Source organism: Streptomyces sp. NBC_00654, assembly GCF_026341775.1.
Lineage (GTDB): Bacteria > Actinomycetota > Actinomycetes > Streptomycetales > Streptomycetaceae > Streptomyces.
This window is the reverse complement of sequence record NZ_JAPEOB010000002.1, coordinates 886,476-905,933: the sequence shown is the minus strand read 5'-3', so window position 1 is coordinate 905,933 and position 19,458 is coordinate 886,476. Positions and strand designations below refer to the sequence as shown.

Below are 19,458 nucleotides of genomic sequence, written 5' to 3'. Positions count from 1 at the left end.
CCGTCCCGGGCGCCGGGACACCGCGCGCCGGGACACCGGGGAGCCGGTGCGGGAGCCGGTGCGCCGGGGTGCTGCGCCGCTCTCAGGCCGGTGCCCCCGCCAGCCGCTTGTCGAGCCGGCGCACGGCGCCGCGGAACGAGCGGCCCACCCCGGCGCGGCCCAGCCCGAGCGCGAACCGGAACAGCGCGCTCCCGTCGGCGGCGAACGTCCACTGGACATGCGTGCCGGTCCCGGCGGGGGTGAGCCGCCACTCCTCCAACAGGGCGGTGAGACCGGGTGCGTTGGCGTCGTCGACCCGGTAGGCGTACCGCTCGTCGGGTTCCGCCGCGACGATCGTCTCGCGCAGCAGCGTGCCGCCCTTGAGCCGTACCTCCCGGCCCGCCCCCGCGTCGGTGGACGCGGCACTGGTCACCGCGGTGAACCAGCGGGGCCAGGCCTCCACGTCGTCGGCCAGCGCCCGGTACACGGCGTCGGGGGGTGCGGCCACTTCGGCGGCGAAGACCAGGCGCAGCGGCGCGGACTCGGTGAAGTCCAGTCCCACGGTACGGAGTCGGCGTGCCATGAACGCACCTCCCGGGCGATCGGCGGCGGACGGGCGGGGCATACCATAGCCGTCCGCCAACCAGATGTCTGTACCAATAGACCGATCGGTTCGTACGGCCTGCCAGGCATCGCCACTTCCGTCCCGCGCCGTATCTCCCGTTTCCCGGGCGACATGGGATGGTGCCGCCGCGGTGGGCGGATCCGGCACGGGTGCCGGTACGGAGGAGCGGGCAGGTCCCTCAGCGGTCCCACTGGACCGGGTCGTCGAGCAGATGGTCGAGGACCCCGCCGAACACCCGTCGCCCGCACGAGGCGAGCAAGGGGTCTCCCCAGCCCGGCAGCAGCCGGACGTGCAACTCCTCCACCCACACCACATGGGATCCGGAATTGGTCGGCAGCACATCGATCGAGGCCCGGCCCAGCACCACCGACCCCCGTTTCTCCAGTCTGCAGACCCCGGCACGCCCGACGGCCGGCGGAGTCCACCGCACCACTTCCATCGGATCGTCGAAGCCCAGCGGGCCCATGCCCGTCCGGGCCACGAACAGAGTGCCCCTCGCGGTCGGCAGCCCAGTCGGGACGGTCACCGAGGTGAGCGGGACATGCGTGCCGTGCCGTTCCCAGTCGGTCACCCGCCGCCAGGACTCGGCGGCGGGAAGGGGAGTGAAGCGCTCGATCCGGAAGACGGCCACACATGAATTCTAGGACGCCCGGGGCATACGGCGAGCCGAGCGGAATCTTCCGGCAGCGGCCGGGTCCCCGTACGGGCACCTGTCGGCGAACGGGACATCTGTCGGTGTACGGCCATCGGTCGTCGTACGACGCCCGTCGGCGTGCGGGCATCGGCCGGCGTGCGGGCACCTGTCGGCGCGCGCACGGAAACACGGCCCCGGGTCAGCTCTCCGGGGCCGCCTCGTCACACGATTCGCCCGCCACCACGAGACCCGGCAGATGCTCCTCGATCTCCTCGCGGGCACCGGCCGAGAGGCCCGAATCCGTGACGAAGGCGGCCACCTCGTCCAGCGACGCGAAGGAACTCAGCCCGACCGTGCCCCACTTGGTGTGATCGGCCACCACCACGACCCGCCGCGCCGCCTGTACGAAACGGCGGTTGGTCTCCGCCTCCGCGAGATTCGGCGTCGACAGACCGGCCTCGACCGAGATCCCGTGCACGCCGAGGAACAGCACATCGAAGTGGAGTGATCCGATGGCCCGGTCGGCGACGGGACCCACCAGGGAGTCCGACGGAGTGCGTACACCGCCCGTCAGTACCACCGTCGCCGCCCCCGCCCGTGCCGCGCCGCCCGCCGCGGGGCGCTGCGCGCCGTGGAACACATCGGCGACCCGCACCGAGTTGGTCACCACCGTCAGATCCGGTACGTCCAGCAGATGCTGGGCCAGCGCGTACGTGGTGGTTCCCCCGGACAGGGCGATGGCGCTGCCCGGCACCGCCATCGCCGCGGCAGCCCGCGCGATGTCCTCCTTGGCGCTCAGTTCGAGCGTCGACTTCGCCTCGAACCCCGGTTCATGGGTGCTCGCCTCGACCACCGGCACCGCGCCGCCGTGCACCTTCTCGATGACGCCCTGCCGCGCGAGCGCGTCCAGATCCCGGCGGATGGTCATGTCGGAGACGCTCAGCTTGCGGGTCAGCTCATTGACCCGGACCCCGCCGCGCCTGCGCACCTCGTCGAGGATCAGGGCGCGCCGCTGCTCCGCGAGCAGGTTCTGATTCTCGCTCAACGCCGGGTCCGGTCCTTCCTTCTGGCCATGCGGTTCCGCGTCGGGCCGCAGAACGTGGTTCATCCTGCCACGCAGGAATGTTGGCCGCGTCACTGGGGAGATTCGGTGAGACATCTGCCGTACCCGGCCCGGGTCCGGGATTCTGGTGACCGCGCTTCGGCTCGTGTCCCCGCGCGCCGCCCCAATTTTTGTCGCGCCACTCTTCCCTGTCCGGCTCCCCGTGTCCTCGCCTTCCCGGTCCTCCTGCTGTTCTCCCTGCTCCTTCCACTCCTTCCACCCCCGGCCGCGAGGCCGGACGGCCCAGAGAGCGAGTCACCCCCTTGCCCCCTGCCACCCAGGCCCCGCAGAGCTCCGGGGCAGCGCTCGAACTGCTGGTCCACGGTGTCGGCGGCACCACACCCCAGGAGATGCTCGACGATCCCCGGGCGGTCCGGGTCACCGGTGACGCGACGGCCGCCGTGTACCGGCGTCCCGAGGACATCGACGGCGAGCGGCACCCGGAGCGGTACCGGGAGGAACCCGTCGCGGAGGCGTACTGCTGGTCCAACCTCACCTCCGGCAACGCCTCCCGCGCCCTGTGGCTGCTCCTGCTCCCGTTCATGGTGGTCAACCTCGCCCACTGGATGCGGCCGACCGCCTCCGGCCGTACCCGCGCCGTCCGGCTGTACGGCGTACTGGTGCGGCTCCTCGCGCTCAGCCTGACCGTCCTGCTGACGGCCGCGGCCTGCGAAGTGGCCCTGGATCTGGTGGCCTGGCAGTGTGCGGGCACGCCCGACTGCTCCGGCCGGCGGTCCTGGCTGGGCTTCCTGTCGGCCGAGCAGGGCGGCTGGTGGTCCCAGCCGGGACGCCGCCTGGCGGTCGCGGCCCTCGTGCCCACCTCGCTGGTGGGGCTTCTGTGGTACCTGTCCAACCGCACCTGGAGCGCGTACGAATCGCAGCGCCCACTGGACGGGGCGGAACCGGGCGAGGACACCTCCGGCACTTCCGGCACCTCCGAAACGACCCACACCCCCGACACTCCTGCGGCCTCGCAGCCGGCCGCCGGTCCGGTCCGTCCCGCGCTCGGCCGGCCCGGATTCTGGTACGGGCGCAGGATCGTCGCCCGGCTCCGCGCCGCCCACACCGCGGCCGGGTTCCTCACCGTCGCCTCCTGCGTCGCGGGTGCCGCGGTCCGCCACGACCGGGCCGCGGACGGTCCCGTACCGGAGACGGTCGGCGGCCTGATCGAGGCGGCCGTCGGGGCGTGCGCGCTGGTGGCGGTCTGGGTCGTGTGCCGGCGGGGCCGCAGCGAGCGGCGCCTGGACCAGCGGCTCGACAGCGCCCTCATCACCTTCCTGCCCGGCACCGCGCTGGCCCTGCTCGTTCTCGCCGCCGGATACGCCGCCTGGTCACGTCCGGCCTGGGAGTCCACGGGCTCCCTGCCCGGCGAGACGGCGTTCCGGGCCCTCGCCATCGGCCAGGGCGCCCTCGTCGTCGTGCTCGCCGTCGTGGCCCGCACCCTGTACCGCCGCGCTCCGGAACCCCGCACCACCATGTACGGACTGGGTGGGCCCGCCGTCGCGATGCTCGCCTGCGCGCTCGGCGGTGTCATGACCGGCGGGGTCGCCCAGCGCGTGGCCGACTGGCTCGACGGGCCGGGCACACCGGGCATGGGCCGCGGCGCCGCCATCGAGGGCCCGCCCGTACTGCTCAGCTGGCAGGCATCGGTCATCCCGGTCCTGCTTCTGCTCCTGCTCGTCCCGGTGATCGCGCTGGTCGTCCGCACCGCGCGCGACGCCCGCCGCGCGGGCCCCGGAATCGAGGCGGAGTACGGGGCCGAGCGGCCCGAGCCCGGCCGTACCCGGCGGATCGCGCGGACCCGGGCGCTGGCCGCGCTCACCGACTCCGCGCCCTGGATCGTCGGCGTGGTCTCCGGCGCCTCCCTGCTGCTGGGAGCCGGTGCGGTGGGCGGGGCCTGGCTGAGCGGACAGGTACCGGGCCTGGCGATGGAAGGGTCCAGTCCCTTCGTCGAATCGCTCGCCGAGACCGCCCAGTCGACCGGCTCCTGGCTGGTCGGCTTCGGGTTCGTCCTGTTCGTCGCCTGCGGGCGCCGCGCCTACCGCGACGCCTCCGCCCGGCGCACCATCGGCATCCTCTGGGACGTGGGGACGTTCTGGCCGCGTGCCGCCCACCCCTTCGCCCCGCCCTGCTACGCCGAGCGGGCCGTCCCCGACCTGGCCTCCCGGATGTCCGCCTGGACCGGCGCGAACACCCGCGGCCGGCTCGTCATCTCGGGTCACTCCCAGGGCAGCGTCCTCGCGGCGTCCGCGGTGTGGCAGCTGCCCGACGCGACCCGCCGCCGGGTCGCCCTGCTCACCTACGGCTCACCGATCGAGCGGCTGTACGGGCGGTGGTTTCCGGCCTACTTCGGTCCCGTACCCCTGCACGGGCTGCACCGCTCCGTGCACTGCTGGCGCAATCTGTGGCGGGCCACCGACCCGATAGGCGGCCCCGTCCGCCTCGACGAGGGCCGGCGCACGGAGGTCGACCGAGGGCCGCTGAAGGACCCGCTGGCCTATGGACGTACCCCCGAACTCCCGCTGCCCGAACCGATCCTGGGGCACTCCGATTACCAGGCCGACCCGGTCTTCGCGCAGGAACGGGCCGCGCTGCTCGAACAGCTCGGGCCGCTCCTGCCGACGCAGGCCGACGGGGAGGCTCAGACAAGCTCCGGGAGGTCCTCCGGGTAGAGCAGGGTGAGGTCGTCCGTGCTTGTCTCGACGAGCTGGGCGACCCGGCCCGCATGCCGTTCCACCATCGATTCGAAGGTCTGGCGGGCCGTGCGGCCGTTACCGAAGGCGGGGCCCTTGGGCAGCTCCGAGAAGTACGTGAGCAGGGCCTCCCCGGTGCCGTCCGCGAGGCTGTACTCCTGCTCCTCGGCCTGCTGTTTGACGATCCGCAGCAGTTCCTCGGGCAGATAGTCACTGAAGGTGATGGTCCGGGAGAAACGGGACGCCACACCGGGATTGACGGTGAGGAACCGCTCCATCTCGTGGGTGTATCCGGCGACGATCACCACGACCGCGTCCCGGTGGTCCTCCATCAGCTTCACCAGCGTGTCGATGGCCTCCCGGCCGAAGTCCCGGCCCGAGTCCTCGGGCGAGAGCGCGTACGCCTCGTCGACGAACAGCACCCCGCCGCGCGCCCGGTCGAACGCCTCCTGGGTCCGGATGGCGGTCGAGCCGATGTGCTCGCCGACCAGGTCGACCCGGGACACCTCGACGAGATGGCCGCGTTCCAGGACTCCGAGGGAGGCCAGGATCTCCCCGTACAGCCGGGCCACCGTCGTCTTGCCGGTACCGGGGGAGCCGGTGAAGACGAGATGGCGGCGCACCGAGGCGGCCTTGAGCCCGGCCTCCCGGCGGCGCCTGCCGACCTCGATCATGTCGGTGAGCGCCCGCACCTCGCGCTTGACGCTGTCCAGGCCCACCAGCGCGTCCAGTTCGCCGAGGACGGCCACCGAATCGCGTGCGGCCGCCGCCGCGGGCTCCGGGACCGGGACGCCCTGCGGGGCCGTACGCTGCCCCGGCATCGCCCCCAGCAGCCCGGGGGTCGACTGGGTCGCCGTCAGTACCGCGGGCGCCGGGGGAGCGGCCGCCCCGCGCAGCCCGCTCTCGTCGCTCGTGCAGTCCTCCACCACCGGGCCCGTCCCGCTCCCGTCGCCGCTCGGCGAGCCGCCCTCCGCGAACTCGTAGCCGCCCCGTGCGCACCGCTCGGTGCGGCAGCGCGTGAGGGTGGTGCGGCAGCCGTCCATCACATGGAAGCCGTAGCCGTCGCTGCCGGTGACACGGCAGCCGTGGAAGGTGCCGCGGCCCTCCGCGGAGACGTAGAACCCCGCCTCGGCGGGTGAGGTGACCGTGCAGCGCTCGATGGTCGGGTCGGCCCCCTTGGTGACGATGACTCCGGTCTGGGCGGCGTCGATGGTGCAGTTGTTCAGCGTGCCGCCGCTGCCGTGGTCGCGGAACCAGGCGCCCGTGGAGGCCTCCCGGATCCGGCAGTCGTCCAGTTGGGCGGTGGCTCCGTCGCTCACGGAGACCGCGGTGTTGCGGATCTGGGAGAGATCGCTGTCCACGACATCGGCGCGCGAACCCCGGTCGAGGACGAACAGCGCGTCGGGCACGTCGTGGACACGGCACGCGTCGAGTATCACCGTCGCCCCGTCGCTCACCCAGACCGCCGGATAGTCGCCCGTGCTGTCGTGGATCTCGCACTGGTTGGCGTCGACCCTGGTGCCGGGGTCCCAGACCGAGAGTCCGTTGCGGCCGAAGCGGCGCACCGTGGAGCGGGTCAGGGTGAGCACGGAACGGGACCGCAGATCCACCGCGTTCTCGGGAATGTCATGGATGTCGCAGTCGGCGAGCGTCAGCACGGCGTCGGTGTCCAGCGTGACGCCGTCCGCGGACGTGCGGTGCACGGTGCAGTCGGTGAGATGGGCGGACGCACGGGCGGTGACCTGGATCCCGCTGCCCTTGATCTCGTACACCTCGCAGCCGACGGCCTCCAGGCCGCTGCCCTCGCCGGTGACGCTGAGGCCCGCGCCCGAGGCGTGGTGGATCCGGCACCGGTCCAGGCGGGGATGTCCGCCGTCGCGCACGGCGACACCGGACTGCCCGGCGGAGACGACCTCGCACTCCTCGAACACCCCTCCCGCCCCGTCCAGTACGGCGATGCCGACCCCGGCCGGATTGTCCACGGTGCAACGCCGCACGGTGGGCCGGGCGGCGCCGCGTACCTCGATCCCGGCAGCCGACCGGGTCACGATCCGCAGATCGGCGAACTCGGGCGCCCCGTCCTCGACGAGCAGCGCGGGAGCCGCGGAGTCCTGGCCCTCCACATGCAGGTCCTGGACGATCGCGGAGGCCCGCACGGTCAGTGGCACGCCGTCGACCGGCGCGATGCGTACGGAGCCGACCGAGCCCTCGGGGCCGCGCAGCGTCACCGCGCGGCGGACGACGAGATTCTCCCGGTAGGTCCCGGGCGCGACGGTGAGGACGTCACCGTCGGCCGCCGCTTCCAGAGCCGCGGAGAGGGAGGCGTATTCGCCCGTGCGGCGCCGCCATCGAGATGTGCCGGTGTGCGTCACCTGGACGGTTCCCTGTGCCATGGCGCTGCTGTGCCCCCACCTCGTGCTGTGTGCGATCCCCCGGGTACGTCCGCATTGCGGCGGGCGATGCGCCGGTGCCGCCGTCCAGGGGACGGCGACAGCTCCGGGTCCGCCTGCCGAGGGGGCGGGCGGCCGGTCCACCGTAGCGCGCGCGAGGCGCGGGAGTTGACGGGTCTGCCGCTGATCAGCCGGATGGGCGGCCCTGTGTGACGGTCCGTGGCCCGCCGGTCACGGCCGCACCCGGCGGGAGGGGTGCCGGGGCCGGGAGCGCGGGCGGGGCTGTGCGCGGGGAGGGGCGGTCAGCTGCCGGTCCCGGCTCTGCCCCAGTCCGGACCGGCCCTGGCCCAGGCCCGGTCCAGCTGTGCGTAACGCCGGTGCGCCATGCGCCAGACGATCAGCCGTCTGCCCACTTCGATGAATCCGGTGGCGAGCAGGAACACGCCGACTCCGGCCAGCACCGCGTGGGTGTGGGCGGTGGGCACGTCCATGGGGCGCGGCGCCGGCCGCCCCGCGGCGTCGGTCCAGATCCGGACCCGGGAACCGGGACCCCCGGCCTTGGAGGTGGTGGACACCGTGCCCTTGCGGGGCCTGCCGTCGGGTGCCCGCCACGTGGCTACCACCGATGTGTGCGCGGCCCGTCCGGAGGAGCCCTCCTGCTCCCCGGCGAAGCGCGGCGGGCCCGCCGCGCGGCGCACCACGACCGCGGTCGTGAGATGGCGCTGGGCCCGCTGGGCGCGGACCGACTCCTGGAGGGCGTCGTCGGTGAGCGCGCCGCACACCCAGCCGAGCACCGGCGCCACCAGCACCACCAGCAGCAGGGCGGCCAGCGCCAGCCAGGCTTCGCACCGGTCGGTGGCACGGCGCAGGGGATTGTGGCGCCAACGCCAGACTCCCGAGACGGCTCGCATCTCCGCGCACCCCGTTCCGTATCCGTGACCCACCGAATCCGTGATATCCCGATATGGCACGGATCGCCTGCCGGGGAAGCGAGGAGAGAGCAACCTCACTGCTCCAACGTCCGGCCTGTCCGGGCGAGTTCCCGGCTTTCGGGCCGGGAGGCCGGCCGGTGCTGCGGACAGGATCCCCGACCCGGTCCGCCGCGGTCCGCTCGGGGATCCGATTCCGGCCGAAGAGGAGGTTCATCCCGGCTGCGGTGATCACACGGTGCCCGCACGGCCCGACCGTCCGGGAAGAGGGCTCGCCGATGCCGATCCGCTTCCGGTGCGCGGCTGACACCTGCGTCGTACACGGCTGCTGACCTTGCGTGACGACCTCGCCCGCGCTGTCGACCGGCATCCGGGGGCGGTCGTCGTCGAGTCCCCATGGCTCGACGACGGCTTCACCGGGGGCACCCGCGGCCGGTGGCCCGGCCGGGTGCGGCCCATACGGCGGCGCCCCGGAGCGGCCGTGCGTCCACCCCGCCGGTCCCCTCGGCGCGCACGGCCGTCCGCGATCGGGCCTGCGCCGCGGTCGTGCGTGGCCGCGGGCCCGCTGCGCGGCTCCCCTGTCGTCCGGCTGTCAGTACCCCCGGCCCTGGTACGGGCGGTTGTACGGGTCCTCGTAGGGGGACGGTGCCGGTGCGGGCCGGGGAGAGGCCGGCCGCATCGATTCGTACCCGGTCCCGGGGGCGGGCCGCTGCGGCTGCGGCTGGGGCTGATAGCCGCGTGCCGGGGCCGGCTGCTGCGGGATGTACGGCGCCGGGGCGTGCTGCAGATGGGCGGGCTGCATCGGCGCGTGCTGCACCGGGGCCTGCTGGTACTGAGGGGCCATCGGCTGCTGGTAGCCGTACGACGGGCCCGGCTGCGAGGGGGCGGCCGGAAGGGCCGGCAGTGCCGAAGGCAGCGCGGGCAGATAGCTGTTGCCGGTGTCATAGGCGGCAGGCACTCGGATCGGAGCGATCTGAGGGGTGCCCCGCTCCGCGACCAGGGAGTCGTAGATCGGAGTGTCGGCGAACGACGGTGCGGCGTAGTAGCCGCCGCCGTAGGTGGAGCGAGGGGAGGTCATGACACCTAAGTTAAGCCCACGATGAGCTGGTTGGGGAGCCCGATAAGAGGGTTGTTTTACGTGTTGTGAGTGAACCACGATCCCCAATGCGAGCGAACTTGGCAAAAAAGGGCGCCTGGCGGCGTAGTGATCGTGTAAAGGGCGAGTTCACGGCAGGTTACCGGCGATCGACGGGCGGGTCCCCGCGCCCGCCGGGGTCTGTGGGGGCGTCCGGGGGATTAGGTTTGGCGGGAAAAGCTTTTGGGCACCCGGACTCGCGATGGGGGCGAGCATGACCATGCTAAAAGGAACCAATGTTCCGGTGCCGGCTCGGGCCGTGCGGGTCGAATTGGGTTGGCGGGCCTCTCCGGGGACGCCGGATGTCGATGCCTCGGCACTCCTTCTGGTGTCGGGAAAGGTGCGCGACGACGCGGACTTCGTCTTTTACAACCAGCCCGCGCACGCCTCCGGCGCAGTCCGTCACGAAGGCAGGACGACCGGTGACGGCGGGGTCACCGACACCCTCACGGTCGACTTCACGCGGATCGAACCGGAGATCGACCGTGTCGTCGTCACGGCATCGGCGGACGGCGGCGGTTTCGGACGGGTGAGCGGTCTGTACGTACGGATCGTGGACGCGGCGGACGGCGCCGAGATCGCCCGCTTCGAGAGCGCGGACGCCACGGTCGAGACCGCCCTCATCCTGGGGGAGCTGTATCTGCGTCAGGGCGCCTGGAAGTTCCGTGCCGTCGGCCAGGGATACGGCGCAGGGCTCGAAGGCCTCGCGACGGACTTCGGCATTTCCGTCGATGAACCTCGACAGCCGGCATCACCCCGTCCGCCCCGGCAGCCGCGACCGCACCGGTCCCAGGGGTCACCCCCGCGCCCGTCGTCGCCCGCTGCGCAGCCCCCACCCACCCTGTCCGTCCCCGCGGCCCCGCCGGCACCGCCCGCCCCTCCCGCTCCGCCCGTCCCGCAGCCGGTAAGGCTGACCAAGGTCACACTGACGAAGGAAGCCCCTTCCGTCTCTCTCGCCAAACAGGGCGGTTCCTCCGGAGCACTTCGCGTCAATCTCAACTGGGAAGTGCGCAAACAGTTCAAGGGCTGGGGAGCCAAACTCGGCAGGGCCATCGCCATGCACGCCGACCTCGATCTCGATCTCTGCGCCCTCTACGAACTCACCGATGGCAGCAAGGGAGTTGTTCAGGCACTCGGAAACGCCTTCGGCTCGCTCCGGCAGCCGCCCTATATCCATCTGGACGGGGACGACCGCACCGGAGCGGTCTCCACCGGTGAGAACCTCACCGTCAACCTCGACCACAAGGGCCGGCTCCGCCGCGTTCTGATCTTCGTCACCATCTATGAAGGCGCCCGGAGTTTCGCCGATCTCCACGCCACCGTCACCCTGCAGCCGCAGAACGGCGCGGCGATCGACTTCTCGCTCGACGAATGCACCGTTCCCTCCACCGTCTGCGCCCTCGCCCTGATCAGCAGCGACGGGGGAGACCTCACCGTGCGGCGCGAGGCCCGCTATCTCGTACCGGAGCGCGGAGTGAGCCCGCAGCGCACCATCGACGCCGCCTACGGATGGGGCATGAACTGGACCCCGGGCCGGAAGTAGCCGGCCGAGGCCGGGGCGAGGACCGGGTCACAGGTCGGGGGTGGCCTCGGGGCGGGAGTAGGTACGCCCCTTCCAGGCCGACCCCCGGCCCCGGTAGTGCTGTACGGCCGAGTCCACCGTCATCAGGAGGTACAGCACCGCGGTGAACGGCAGCAGCGGCGCGAGCCACGGCGACTGCCGGTAGTACGCCAGCATCGGCAGATACGTCCCCGTCATCACCGCCCACGCCGCACCGCCCGCCCAGGCCGCCGCCGGATCACCCGTCAGCAGCCCGGCCACCAGCGTGACGGGCGGCGCGAGATAGACGAGCGCCAGCCCCGGAACGGTACCGGCGAGCAGCAGAGGGCTGTGCCGCAGCTGCGCGTACGCACTGCGCGAGACCATCTGCCACAGGTCCCCGAGCCGCGGATACGGCCGCACGCTGTCCACCCGCTCCGCGAGCCCCAGCCAGATCCGGCCACCGCTGCGCTGCACCGCACGGGCCAGCGACACATCGTCGATCACCGCCTGCCGGATGGACTCCGGGATGCCCGCCCGCTCGGCGGCGTCCGTACGCAGCAGCACACAGCCGCCCGCCGCGGCCGCTGTCCGGGCACCCGCACGGTTCACCCGCCGGAACGGATACAGCTGCCCGAAGAAGTACACGAACGCGGGCACCACCAGACGCTCCCAGGCGCTCACCACCCGCAGCCGCGCCATCTGGGACACCAGGTCGAACCCGTCGGCGCCTCCGCACCCCGCCGCCGCCACCAGGTCCCGCAGGCTGTCCGGTTCATGCGCGATATCGGCGTCCGTGAGCAGCAGGAACTCGGGCTTCCGCTGCCGGGCCAGCGCGATCCCGTGCCGCACGGCCCAGAGCTTGCCCGTCCACCCTGGCTCCGGCTCCCCGGGCGAGACCACGGTCAGCGGCAGCCCGCCGTACCGCACCGACAGGGCCCCGGCCAGCTGCCCCGTACCGTCCGTGCTGCAGTCGTCGACCAGGATGACCTCCGCCTCCCCCGGATAGTCCTGGGCCAGCAGCGACGGCAGACTCACCGGCAGCATCCCCGCCTCGTCGCGCGCGGGCACGACAACGGTGACGGACGGCCAGCGCGCGGGTTCGGCCTGCCGGGGCAGCCGCTGGTCGGTGCGCCAGTAGAACCCCTGGCCCAGCAGCAGCCACACCCACGCGATCAGCGAACCCACGGCGATCCAGGCAACGGCGCTCATCCGCCGAAGTCTGCCCCACTTCGGGCGGGCCGCAAGGGCTGTCGACTATGGTGACTGGGTGAAGATCGCGCTCATGGACTCCGGAATCGGCCTGCTCCCGGCGGCCGCCGCGGTACGCCGCCTGCGGCCCGACGTGGATCTCGTACTCTCCTCCGACCCGGACGGGATGCCCTGGGGGCCCCGTACGCCGCAGGATGTGACCGCCCACGCGCTGGCCGTGGCCCGCGCCGCCGCCGCGCACCGTCCGGACGCGCTGATCGTCGCCTGCAACACCGCATCCGTCCATGCCCTGCCGGCCCTCCGCGCCGAGCTGGAACCCGCACTGCCCGTCATCGGCACGGTCCCCGCCATCAAGCCCGCCGCCGCGGGCGGCGGACCCGTCGCGATCTGGGCGACCCCGGCGACCACCGGCAGCCCGTACCAGCGGGGGCTGATCCAGCGGTTCGCCGACTCCGTGGCGGTCACCGAGGTCCCGTGCCCCGGTCTGGCCGACGCCGTGCAGAACGCCGACGAGGCGGCCATCGACCGTGCCGTCGCCGCGGCCGCCGCCCTCACCCCGCCCGATGTGAAGGCCGTCGTCCTGGGCTGCACCCACTACGAGCTGGTCGCCGAACGCATCCGGGCCGCGGTGCGACGGCCGGGCCGGCCGCCGCTCGCCCTGCACGGTTCCGCGGGCGCTGTCGCCGCCCAGGCGCTGCGCCGGATCGGTGCCGTGCCCGCGCCGTCGGACGGACCGTCCGGAGCGCTCGACATCATTCTCAGCGGACGGGCCGCCGCCCTGCCCGAGCCCGCAATGGCCTACGCGGAGGGGCGTCTCCTGAAGGCGGTCAGCCCCGCGTTCTGAGCGCTCCGACCGCCGGTCGCGGCGTCTCGGTCTCCTCCCCGGCGGTGCGCGACGTGAGTACGCTGCTTGACATGACGCACCACGGCGACAGTGCGGGTCACGGCTCCAGCCAGGCACCGTCCAGCGTATGGACCGGCCGGGCCACCAATCGTGTGCAGTGGCTGCTCGCCGCCGTGGGCGCGGGATGCATGGCCCTGGGCATCCAGCTGGCCGTGGTCTCCACCTGGACCTCCGGCATCGCCCCGCTGCTGATGTCCGTGATCGGCTGCGTCGCCGCGGGGCTGCTCATGCTGTTCGGAACGCTCGCCTTCGTCCATGTGGCCGTCAAGGTCGACGGGGACGCGCTGGAGGTGCGCTGCGGCCACGCGGGTCTGCCGCGCCGCCGGATCCTGCTCACCCATGTGGTCGGCGCGGAGTTCGCGCCCACGGTCACCCCACGCCAGTGGGGCGGCTGGGGCTACCGCTGGCGGCCCGAGCAGGGCACCGCCGTGGTGGTGCGCAAGGGCGAGGGCCTGGTGCTCAGACTCGGCGACGGCCGGACCTTCACCGTCACGGTGGACGACGCGGAGGCGGCCGTCCGGTTCATCCGGGACCGTCTGCATCTCCAGGGCACGGGAACGCGCGCCGGAGCCTGACCTCCCGGGCGCCACCCGATGCCGCCCCCGACCCGGCGCCGATACGGTCCGCGTTCTGCCCCGCCCCGACCCGACCCGACCCGACCCGAAGGGACGGATCCGCCCCCGGCCCGATCCGCCCCGGCCCCGTCCGTCCTTGTTCGTCGTCGCCGCTCAGGCCGGTGGCGCACCGCCCGCCGGCTGCTGCCCCTCCGCGCTCCCGCCCACCGGGTACCGCGCCGAGGCGAGACCGGCGAGCAGGCCGGCCCCCGCCGTCACCGGGGTGAAGCTCAGTGCGTTGCCGACGACGGCCAGGGCCGCCAGCGCGGTCAACGCGGCGCCCGCCGTCAGGACCACCGCCGTCGTACGGGGCGAACGCCACAGGACGTACAGCAGCCAGCCGAACGCGGCCGCCAGCAGCCCGACACCCACCACGCCCTGCTCGGCGGCCTGCTGCAGGGGGGCGGAGTGCGGCTTCCCGTCGGAGCCCAGCGTCTCCTGCGCGGTGGAGCTCAGTTCACCGAACCGGTCGGGCCCCACTCCCAGCAGCGGATGCTCCCGCGCCAGCTCCGCCGCGTCGCGCCAGAGCAGCACCCGGTTCCGGGTGAGCTGACCCTCCAGGGAGACCGCGAGACCCCGCGGCAGGGCGTCCTCGGCCACCGCCCAGGAGACCCCGGCCATCAGCCCGGCGATCAGGGCGAGCCCCGCCATGCCCGCCAGCCGGTGCCGCGTCCGGACCGCGGCCAGCGAGCAGAGCAGCACCCCCACGGCCGCGGCGAATCCGACGGCCGAACCGAGCGTCAGAGCGGCACAGGCGGAGCCGAGGGCCAGCAGCCGCAGGGCGGCCCGCGGCGAGGCCCGCCCCGCCGCCGCTGCCGCGCAGCAGGCGGCGCCCGCCGCCAGCACCAGCAGGGCGGCGGCCGCCCCGGTGTGACCGGGGGTGATGTCCGCCGCCGCCGTGGCGCCCGGCATGCCGTGGCGCGACACGAGGGCCATGACCAGTGCGGCGACGGCGACCGCGGTGGCCGCCGCGACCGGCAGCAGGGTTCCGCCGATCCGGCCGCAGGTGAAGCCCGCGGCGACGGCCAGCAGCGCGAGGAGAACGCCTTCCGGCCGGGTGTCCCGCCCCGCGGCGCTGACCAGCGACCAGACCGCGCAGGCGGCCAGGATCACGGCTCCCGCCGCGTCGGAGGCACTGCCGCGTTCCCGGGTGCGGACCCGGCCCGCCGGTGCAGTCATCCTGTCGACCCCCGACCTGTGACCGTCCCGCCCACGACGGCCGGACCGGCCGGTCCGCGGGGGACTGGCGCACACCGTAACGGCCGGAGGCCACAGATGTGAAGGAATGGCGCAGAAACGTTGTGGCAGGAGGCGTCGTACCAGGCCGGGCGCGCGGGCCCGTTCACGGCAGGCGGGTGCGGGCGGCGCGGGCGTTCTCACGGTCCATCGGATCACGTGGTGCCGCGCCGTGCGGGGCGGCGCGGAACCGGCCCGCGCCGCCCCGCACAGGCGCCCACCGTAGACTCCGCCGGGTGAGCGCCACCATCACCACCGTCGACGACCCGTCGCCCGCCGTCACGCCCTCCGGCCGCAGGCTGCTGCCGGGGCTCGTCAGGCCGTCCGCCGCCGTACTCTCCGGCCTGCTGCTCTACGCGAGCTTCCCGCCCAGGCCGCTGTGGTGGCTGGTCCTGCCCGGTTTCGCGCTGCTCGGCTGGGTGCTGCACGGACGCGGGCCGCGCGCGGGCCTGGGCCTCGGACTCCTCGCGGGGCTCGGCTTCATGCTCCCCTTGCTGCACTGGACGGGTGAGGAGGTCGGCCCGGTTCCGTGGCTGGCGCTCGCAGCCGCCGAGGCGCTGTTCATCGCGGTGGGCTGCGTCGGGATCGCCGCGGTGTCCCGGCTCGCGTACTGGCCCGTCTGGGCCGCCGCGGTCTGGACGCTGGACGAGGCGGTCCGGGCCCGGGTGCCCTTCGGCGGATTCCCCTGGGGCAAGATCGCCTTCGGACAGGCGGACAGCCTGTTCCTGCCGCTCGCCGCGCTGGGCGGCACCCCGCTGCTCTCCTTCGCGGTGGTGCTGTGCGGCTTCGGGATCTTCGAAGCGGTACGCCGGTTCCGTATCCACCGCACCACCGGAACGGTTCCCCGCGCCGCGGTCGTGGCAGCGGCGGCGACCGTGCTGGTGCCCGTGGCCGCCGCGCTCGCCGCACTGCCACTGGTCGACGACTCGGCGGAGGACGGGACGGCCACCGTCGCGGCGATCCAGGGCAATGTGCCGCGCCTCGGCCTCGACTTCAACTCCCAGCGCCGCGCGGTCCTGGACAACCACGCCAAGCGCACGGAGCAGCTCGCCCGCGATGTGAAGGCGGGCAAGGTGCCCCGGCCCGACTTCGTGCTCTGGCCGGAGAACTCCTCCGACCTCGACCCCTACCGCAACGCCGACGCCCGGACGGTGATCGACGACGCGGTGAAGGCGATCGGCGTCCCCACGGTCATCGGCGCGGTCGTCGAGCCCGAATCGGCATCGGGCAACCTCCGCAACACCCTCATCGAGTGGGAGCCGGACAAGGGCCCCATCGACACCTACGACAAGCGGCACATCCAGCCGTTCGGCGAGTACATGCCGATGCGGTCCTTCGTCCGCATCTTCAGCAAGGACGTCGACCGGGTCCAGCGGGACTTCGGACCGGGGAAGAAGGTCGGGGTCTTCGACCTGGCCGGTACGAAGGTCGGCCTGGTCACCTGCTACGAGGCTGCGTTCGACGACGCCGTACGCGACACGGTGAAGCACGGCGGGCAGCTGATCGCCGTACCGAGCAACAACGCGACGTTCGGCCGCAGCGAGATGACCTACCAGCAGCTGGCGATGTCCCAGGTACGCGCCGTCGAGCACGGGCGCTCCGTGGTCGTCCCGGTGACCAGCGGGGTCAGCGCGGTGATCAGGCCGGACGGGACGATCGTCGAGCGGACCGAGATGTTCACGCCGGACGCTCTCGTCGACGAGGTGCCGCTGCGGTCCTCGCTGACACCCGCGACCCGGATGGGACCGCTGCCCGAGGGCATCATCGCCCTGCTCGCCGTGACCGGCCTCGGCTGGGTGACCGTCCGCGCGGTGCGTACCCGGCGGGGAACACGCGGGAGCACACGGGCGCAGGGCCCGGGAACGGCCGCGTAGGCTCGCCGCATGGGTACCCCCGACTTCATCCGTGACATCCGCGCCACCTCCGGCCATCAGCTCCTTCTGCTGCCGGGGGTCACCGCGGTGGTCTTCGACGACGAGGGCAGGCTGCTGCTGGGGCGGCGCGCGGACACGGGCAAGTGGGCGCTCGTCGCCGGAATCTGCGAACCGGGCGAGGAGCCCGCGGAGACCGCCGAGCGCGAGGTGTTCGAGGAGACCGCCGTGCGCTGTGTGGCCGAGCGCGTGGTGCTCACCAAGGCGCTGAAGCCGGTGCAGTACGCCAACGGCGACCGGTGCCAGTTCCTCGACATCACCTTCCGCTGCCGGGCGACGGGCGGCGAGGCCAAGGTCAATGACGAGGAGTCGCTGGAGGTGGGCTGGTTCGCGGCCGACGCGCTTCCCCCGCTCTCCGAGTTCCATCTCTTCCGGATCAAGCAGGCCATCGCGGACGGACCCACCTGGTTCCAGCCCACGGCCCGGACCTGAGGCAGCCGCCGCCCGTCCGGCGCTCACCCCGCAGGGGCGTCGGCGGACACGTCCGCGTCGAGCACGCGCGGCGGGTGGGGTCAGGTGACGAAGAGCCGGCCGGCGAGCATTTCGTCGAGGCTCATCCTGAAGGCCCGGAAATGGGCGACGGTGGACCACCGGATCGAACTGATGTCGACGTGCGCCCAAGGCGGAGGAACGCCCGCATGCTGGATGTATGCGGGCGTTCCGACAACGCGGCGAGGTGCCGTAGCTGACGTCGTGCGCCCGCCAGGGATTACGGGACAGCCCTCAGGGCAGGGCCTCGCGGGGTGATCCGTCAGACCGGGTTGCCGCGCAGCTTGCGCCGTTCCCAGCGGCCGGGGTGGCGGATGACGACTCCCGCCATGCCGCCGGACCCGGTGAGCCGGATCAGCGGAGTCCCGGGGAGCCGGTCGGGAGTGGTCCTGTCCTTCAGACCGCCGATGCCGGGATCCATGCCGGTGGTGTCGACGGCCCAGGAGTCGGGAATGACGATGGTGACTCCGGCCATCTCCCCATGCGCCTCCACCGCGACCTCGGTGAGGCGGCACCGCGTCCGGGTGAAGTCGAGCTTGACGCCGCCCATGCCTCCGCGGGCGACCACGTGCCCAGGAACATCCCAGCACCCGGGGCCCCGGGACGCACCGTGCATGCCGCCCTTGAGTACCAGCGGCGGCAGGCTCTGAGGGGAGCTCGCCCCCGGCAGGTCGGCGGTCAGCACGGCCAACTCCGCGTAGGTCCTGGACGTCAGCGCCTGTTCCAGGCGTGAATCCAGCTCGTCAAGATCTATTCGTCCCTCGGCTGCGGCATCGCGCAGCCGCTCCACCACCGCTTCGCGGTCGTCATGAGAGGCGCGGAGCTCTCCTGAGGGAGCGGGGCGCGGAGAGGGCTCCGGAGGCTGGGCAGTCATGGCCACAAGAATAGGCAACCCGGGCCGTCCCGCTCCTGCCGGCCGCACCGTCACCGCGTCACCGCCGCTGCCGCGTGGCCGGGTCGCCCGGCACCAGTACCCCCGTTGGGCATCAGCTCTCATCACTGAGTGATCGGCGAGAACATGGACCTGCTGTCGACACCGGCCTTCGCGTCGGCCGTACCGGCGGTCACCGAACTGCGCGGCCGGGGCGGGCGGATCTGCACTCCTCTCCACAGGTCAGGCGCCGCGCGTCGGCCCCGTACCGATCAGGTCGCTCAGCGGGCGTCCGGGCGAAGGGCGCTCCGTGCGCATGGTTTCCCGCGCGAGCTCCACCAGTTCCCCGGGGGTGAGTTCGGCGAGTGTGGCCCGGAAGTGCGCGAGGAGGCCGGACGCGGCCGTGTGCAGGGAGGCGTCGTCGTTGGGGCGCGGCGCGATCTCGTCACCGGTCAGCAGCAGGGCCCGTGCCAGCGCGTAGAGCTGGGCGGTGCCGGCCTCCCGTACGGTCAGTGACAGGTGCGCCGACGGGGTGTCGCCCACTGCCACGGCGGAGTGCGCGAACGCCCGTGGCACATACAGGACTTCGCCCTCCCCGAGTACCGTTTCCAGGAGCGGGGCGCCCAGGTCGCCCGCCGCCCGTTCGGGCTGCCATTCCCCGTCCGCCGGTCCGCCGTACACCCGCCAGCGCTTCGCGCCGTGGATCTGGACGGCGAGGATGTCGGCGTCGTCGCGGTGCACGGGGCGGCCCTGTGTGCCGGGCGGGGTGAGGAAGTAGAACGCCTCGACCTGCCGTGCGAACCGCTCGGCGAGCCCGTCCGTGAGATCGCGTACACCCGCGTGCCACTGGTCGACGTAGCGGAGGAGCAGGGTGGCCCGCTCCTCCGCGACGATCCGGCGGACCGACCCGGCGTCCACGTACCGCTCGACGATCTCGCCGAGAACCACGCGTGGAAGGCAGAAGCGCTCCGGCGCCACCACGCTCTCCTCGTGGACGAGTTGGACGTAGGGGGTCGCCAGGGTCCCGGCGTCCAGGAGACGGTCCACCTCGGCGACCGTCAGCACATCCACGGGAGGGCTGTCGGGGCGCAGTACGACGGGCTCCTTCCGCCAGTGGCCGGCGAAGAACGTCTCGGGTTCCGGTACGCACCGGGTCAGCCAGTCCATGGTCGTT

The 19,458-nt window shown here is 73.1% G+C and carries 16 protein-coding genes; 6 read left to right on the top strand and 10 right to left on the bottom strand.

Going from position 1 to position 19,458, the window contains the following annotated elements; genetic code table 11:
• Nucleotides 1-82: 82 nt before the first annotated feature.
• From OHA98_RS24240 to OHA98_RS24230, 3 genes are all read right to left on the bottom strand, one after another.
• Nucleotides 83-562: an SRPBCC family protein gene (locus tag OHA98_RS24240; protein WP_266928851.1), complete on the bottom strand. Its 480-nt coding sequence runs from the start codon at nucleotides 560-562 to the stop codon at nucleotides 83-85.
• A 220-nt stretch (nucleotides 563-782) separates the two neighbouring features.
• Nucleotides 783-1,235, bottom strand: a complete 453-nt coding sequence (locus tag OHA98_RS24235) for an SRPBCC family protein (protein ID WP_266928850.1) — start codon at nucleotides 1,233-1,235, stop codon at nucleotides 783-785.
• Nucleotides 1,236-1,437: 202 nt separating this feature from the next.
• Nucleotides 1,438-2,283, bottom strand: a complete 846-nt coding sequence (locus OHA98_RS24230) for a DeoR/GlpR family DNA-binding transcription regulator (protein ID WP_266928849.1) — start codon at nucleotides 2,281-2,283, stop codon at nucleotides 1,438-1,440.
• A gap of 320 nt (nucleotides 2,284-2,603) precedes the next feature.
• Between OHA98_RS24230 and OHA98_RS24225 the strand changes: the two genes are divergently transcribed.
• The gene (locus tag OHA98_RS24225; RefSeq protein WP_266928848.1) at nucleotides 2,604-5,012 is read left to right on the top strand and encodes a hypothetical protein; all 2,409 of its coding nucleotides are present in this window, start codon (nucleotides 2,604-2,606) and stop codon (nucleotides 5,010-5,012) included.
• Here the strand turns inward: OHA98_RS24225 and OHA98_RS24220 are convergent.
• From OHA98_RS24220 to OHA98_RS24210, 3 genes are all read right to left on the bottom strand, one after another.
• Nucleotides 4,982-7,426, bottom strand: a complete 2,445-nt coding sequence (locus OHA98_RS24220) for a right-handed parallel beta-helix repeat-containing protein (RefSeq protein WP_266928847.1) — start codon at nucleotides 7,424-7,426, stop codon at nucleotides 4,982-4,984. The genes OHA98_RS24225 and OHA98_RS24220 overlap by 31 nt on opposite strands.
• A 299-nt stretch (nucleotides 7,427-7,725) precedes the next feature.
• Complete coding sequence (locus tag OHA98_RS24215; RefSeq protein ID WP_266928846.1) at nucleotides 7,726-8,334, bottom strand: hypothetical protein; 609 nt, start codon at nucleotides 8,332-8,334, stop codon at nucleotides 7,726-7,728.
• 610 nt (nucleotides 8,335-8,944) lie between these two features.
• Complete coding sequence (locus OHA98_RS24210) at nucleotides 8,945-9,430, bottom strand: DUF6643 family protein (RefSeq protein WP_266928845.1); 486 nt, start codon at nucleotides 9,428-9,430, stop codon at nucleotides 8,945-8,947.
• Nucleotides 9,431-9,689: 259 nt separating this feature from the next.
• On the opposite strand from OHA98_RS24210, the gene OHA98_RS24205 reads away from it, so the two are divergent.
• Nucleotides 9,690-11,030 carry a TerD family protein gene (locus OHA98_RS24205; RefSeq protein WP_266928844.1) on the top strand — a complete coding sequence of 447 codons (1,341 nt, stop codon included), beginning with the start codon at nucleotides 9,690-9,692 and terminating at the stop codon, nucleotides 11,028-11,030.
• A gap of 27 nt (nucleotides 11,031-11,057) precedes the next feature.
• Here OHA98_RS24205 and OHA98_RS24200 read toward each other — a convergent pair whose 3' ends face one another.
• Complete coding sequence (locus OHA98_RS24200; RefSeq protein ID WP_266928843.1) at nucleotides 11,058-12,239, bottom strand: glycosyltransferase; 1,182 nt, start codon at nucleotides 12,237-12,239, stop codon at nucleotides 11,058-11,060.
• 58 nt (nucleotides 12,240-12,297) lie between these two features.
• Between OHA98_RS24200 and OHA98_RS24195 the strand changes: the two genes are divergently transcribed.
• Both OHA98_RS24195 and OHA98_RS24190 read left to right on the top strand, forming a co-directional pair.
• A complete protein-coding gene (locus tag OHA98_RS24195; RefSeq protein WP_266928842.1) occupies nucleotides 12,298-13,083 on the top strand; it encodes a glutamate racemase in 786 nt (261 codons plus the stop codon).
• Nucleotides 13,084-13,154: 71 nt separating this feature from the next.
• Nucleotides 13,155-13,718 carry a hypothetical protein gene (locus tag OHA98_RS24190; protein ID WP_266928841.1) on the top strand — a complete coding sequence of 188 codons (564 nt, stop codon included), beginning with the start codon at nucleotides 13,155-13,157 and terminating at the stop codon, nucleotides 13,716-13,718.
• A 153-nt stretch (nucleotides 13,719-13,871) separates the two neighbouring features.
• Here the strand turns inward: OHA98_RS24190 and OHA98_RS24185 are convergent, their stop codons facing one another.
• Nucleotides 13,872-14,936 carry an O-antigen ligase gene (locus tag OHA98_RS24185; RefSeq protein WP_266928840.1) on the bottom strand — a complete coding sequence of 355 codons (1,065 nt, stop codon included), beginning with the start codon at nucleotides 14,934-14,936 and terminating at the stop codon, nucleotides 13,872-13,874.
• Nucleotides 14,937-15,229: 293 nt separating this feature from the next.
• Here OHA98_RS24185 and lnt point away from each other — a divergent pair, with 293 nt between their 5' ends.
• Nucleotides 15,230-16,867 (top strand): apolipoprotein N-acyltransferase, encoded by a 1,638-nt coding sequence (lnt, locus tag OHA98_RS24180; protein ID WP_266928839.1) that lies wholly within the window; start codon nucleotides 15,230-15,232, stop codon nucleotides 16,865-16,867.
• 9 nt (nucleotides 16,868-16,876) lie between these two features.
• On the top strand, nucleotides 16,877-17,356 hold the full coding sequence (locus tag OHA98_RS24175) for an NUDIX domain-containing protein (RefSeq protein ID WP_266928838.1): 480 nt from the start codon (nucleotides 16,877-16,879) through the stop codon (nucleotides 17,354-17,356).
• A 319-nt stretch (nucleotides 17,357-17,675) separates the two neighbouring features.
• On the opposite strand, the gene OHA98_RS24170 is transcribed toward OHA98_RS24175, so the two are convergent.
• Both OHA98_RS24170 and OHA98_RS24165 read right to left on the bottom strand, forming a co-directional pair.
• The gene (locus OHA98_RS24170; protein ID WP_266928837.1) at nucleotides 17,676-18,287 is read right to left on the bottom strand and encodes a DUF1707 domain-containing protein; all 612 of its coding nucleotides are present in this window, start codon (nucleotides 18,285-18,287) and stop codon (nucleotides 17,676-17,678) included.
• A 240-nt stretch (nucleotides 18,288-18,527) separates the two neighbouring features.
• Nucleotides 18,528-19,451 carry a cupin domain-containing protein gene (locus OHA98_RS24165; RefSeq protein WP_266928836.1) on the bottom strand — a complete coding sequence of 308 codons (924 nt, stop codon included), beginning with the start codon at nucleotides 19,449-19,451 and terminating at the stop codon, nucleotides 18,528-18,530.
• Nucleotides 19,452-19,458 lie beyond the last annotated feature (7 nt).

Bases quoted from the DNA above. Each gene is read 5' to 3' on its own strand.
- OHA98_RS24240 (WP_266928851.1), bottom strand. From the start codon at position 562: ATGGCACGCCGACTCCGTACCGTGGGACTGGACTTCACCGAGTCCGCG.
- OHA98_RS24220 (WP_266928847.1), bottom strand. From the start codon at position 7,426: ATGGCACAGGGAACCGTCCAGGTGACGCACACCGGCACATCTCGATGG.
- OHA98_RS24215 (WP_266928846.1), bottom strand. From the start codon at position 8,334: ATGCGAGCCGTCTCGGGAGTCTGGCGTTGGCGCCACAATCCCCTGCGC.
- OHA98_RS24210 (WP_266928845.1), bottom strand. From the start codon at position 9,430: ATGACCTCCCCTCGCTCCACCTACGGCGGCGGCTACTACGCCGCACCG.
- OHA98_RS24205 (WP_266928844.1), top strand. From the start codon at position 9,690: ATGGGGGCGAGCATGACCATGCTAAAAGGAACCAATGTTCCGGTGCCG.
- OHA98_RS24200 (WP_266928843.1), bottom strand. From the start codon at position 12,239: ATGAGCGCCGTTGCCTGGATCGCCGTGGGTTCGCTGATCGCGTGGGTG.
- OHA98_RS24190 (WP_266928841.1), top strand. From the start codon at position 13,155: ATGACGCACCACGGCGACAGTGCGGGTCACGGCTCCAGCCAGGCACCG.
- OHA98_RS24185 (WP_266928840.1), bottom strand. From the start codon at position 14,936: ATGACTGCACCGGCGGGCCGGGTCCGCACCCGGGAACGCGGCAGTGCC.
- OHA98_RS24175 (WP_266928838.1), top strand. From the start codon at position 16,877: ATGGGTACCCCCGACTTCATCCGTGACATCCGCGCCACCTCCGGCCAT.
- OHA98_RS24170 (WP_266928837.1), bottom strand. From the start codon at position 18,287: ATGACTGCCCAGCCTCCGGAGCCCTCTCCGCGCCCCGCTCCCTCAGGA.
- OHA98_RS24165 (WP_266928836.1), bottom strand. From the start codon at position 19,451: ATGGACTGGCTGACCCGGTGCGTACCGGAACCCGAGACGTTCTTCGCC.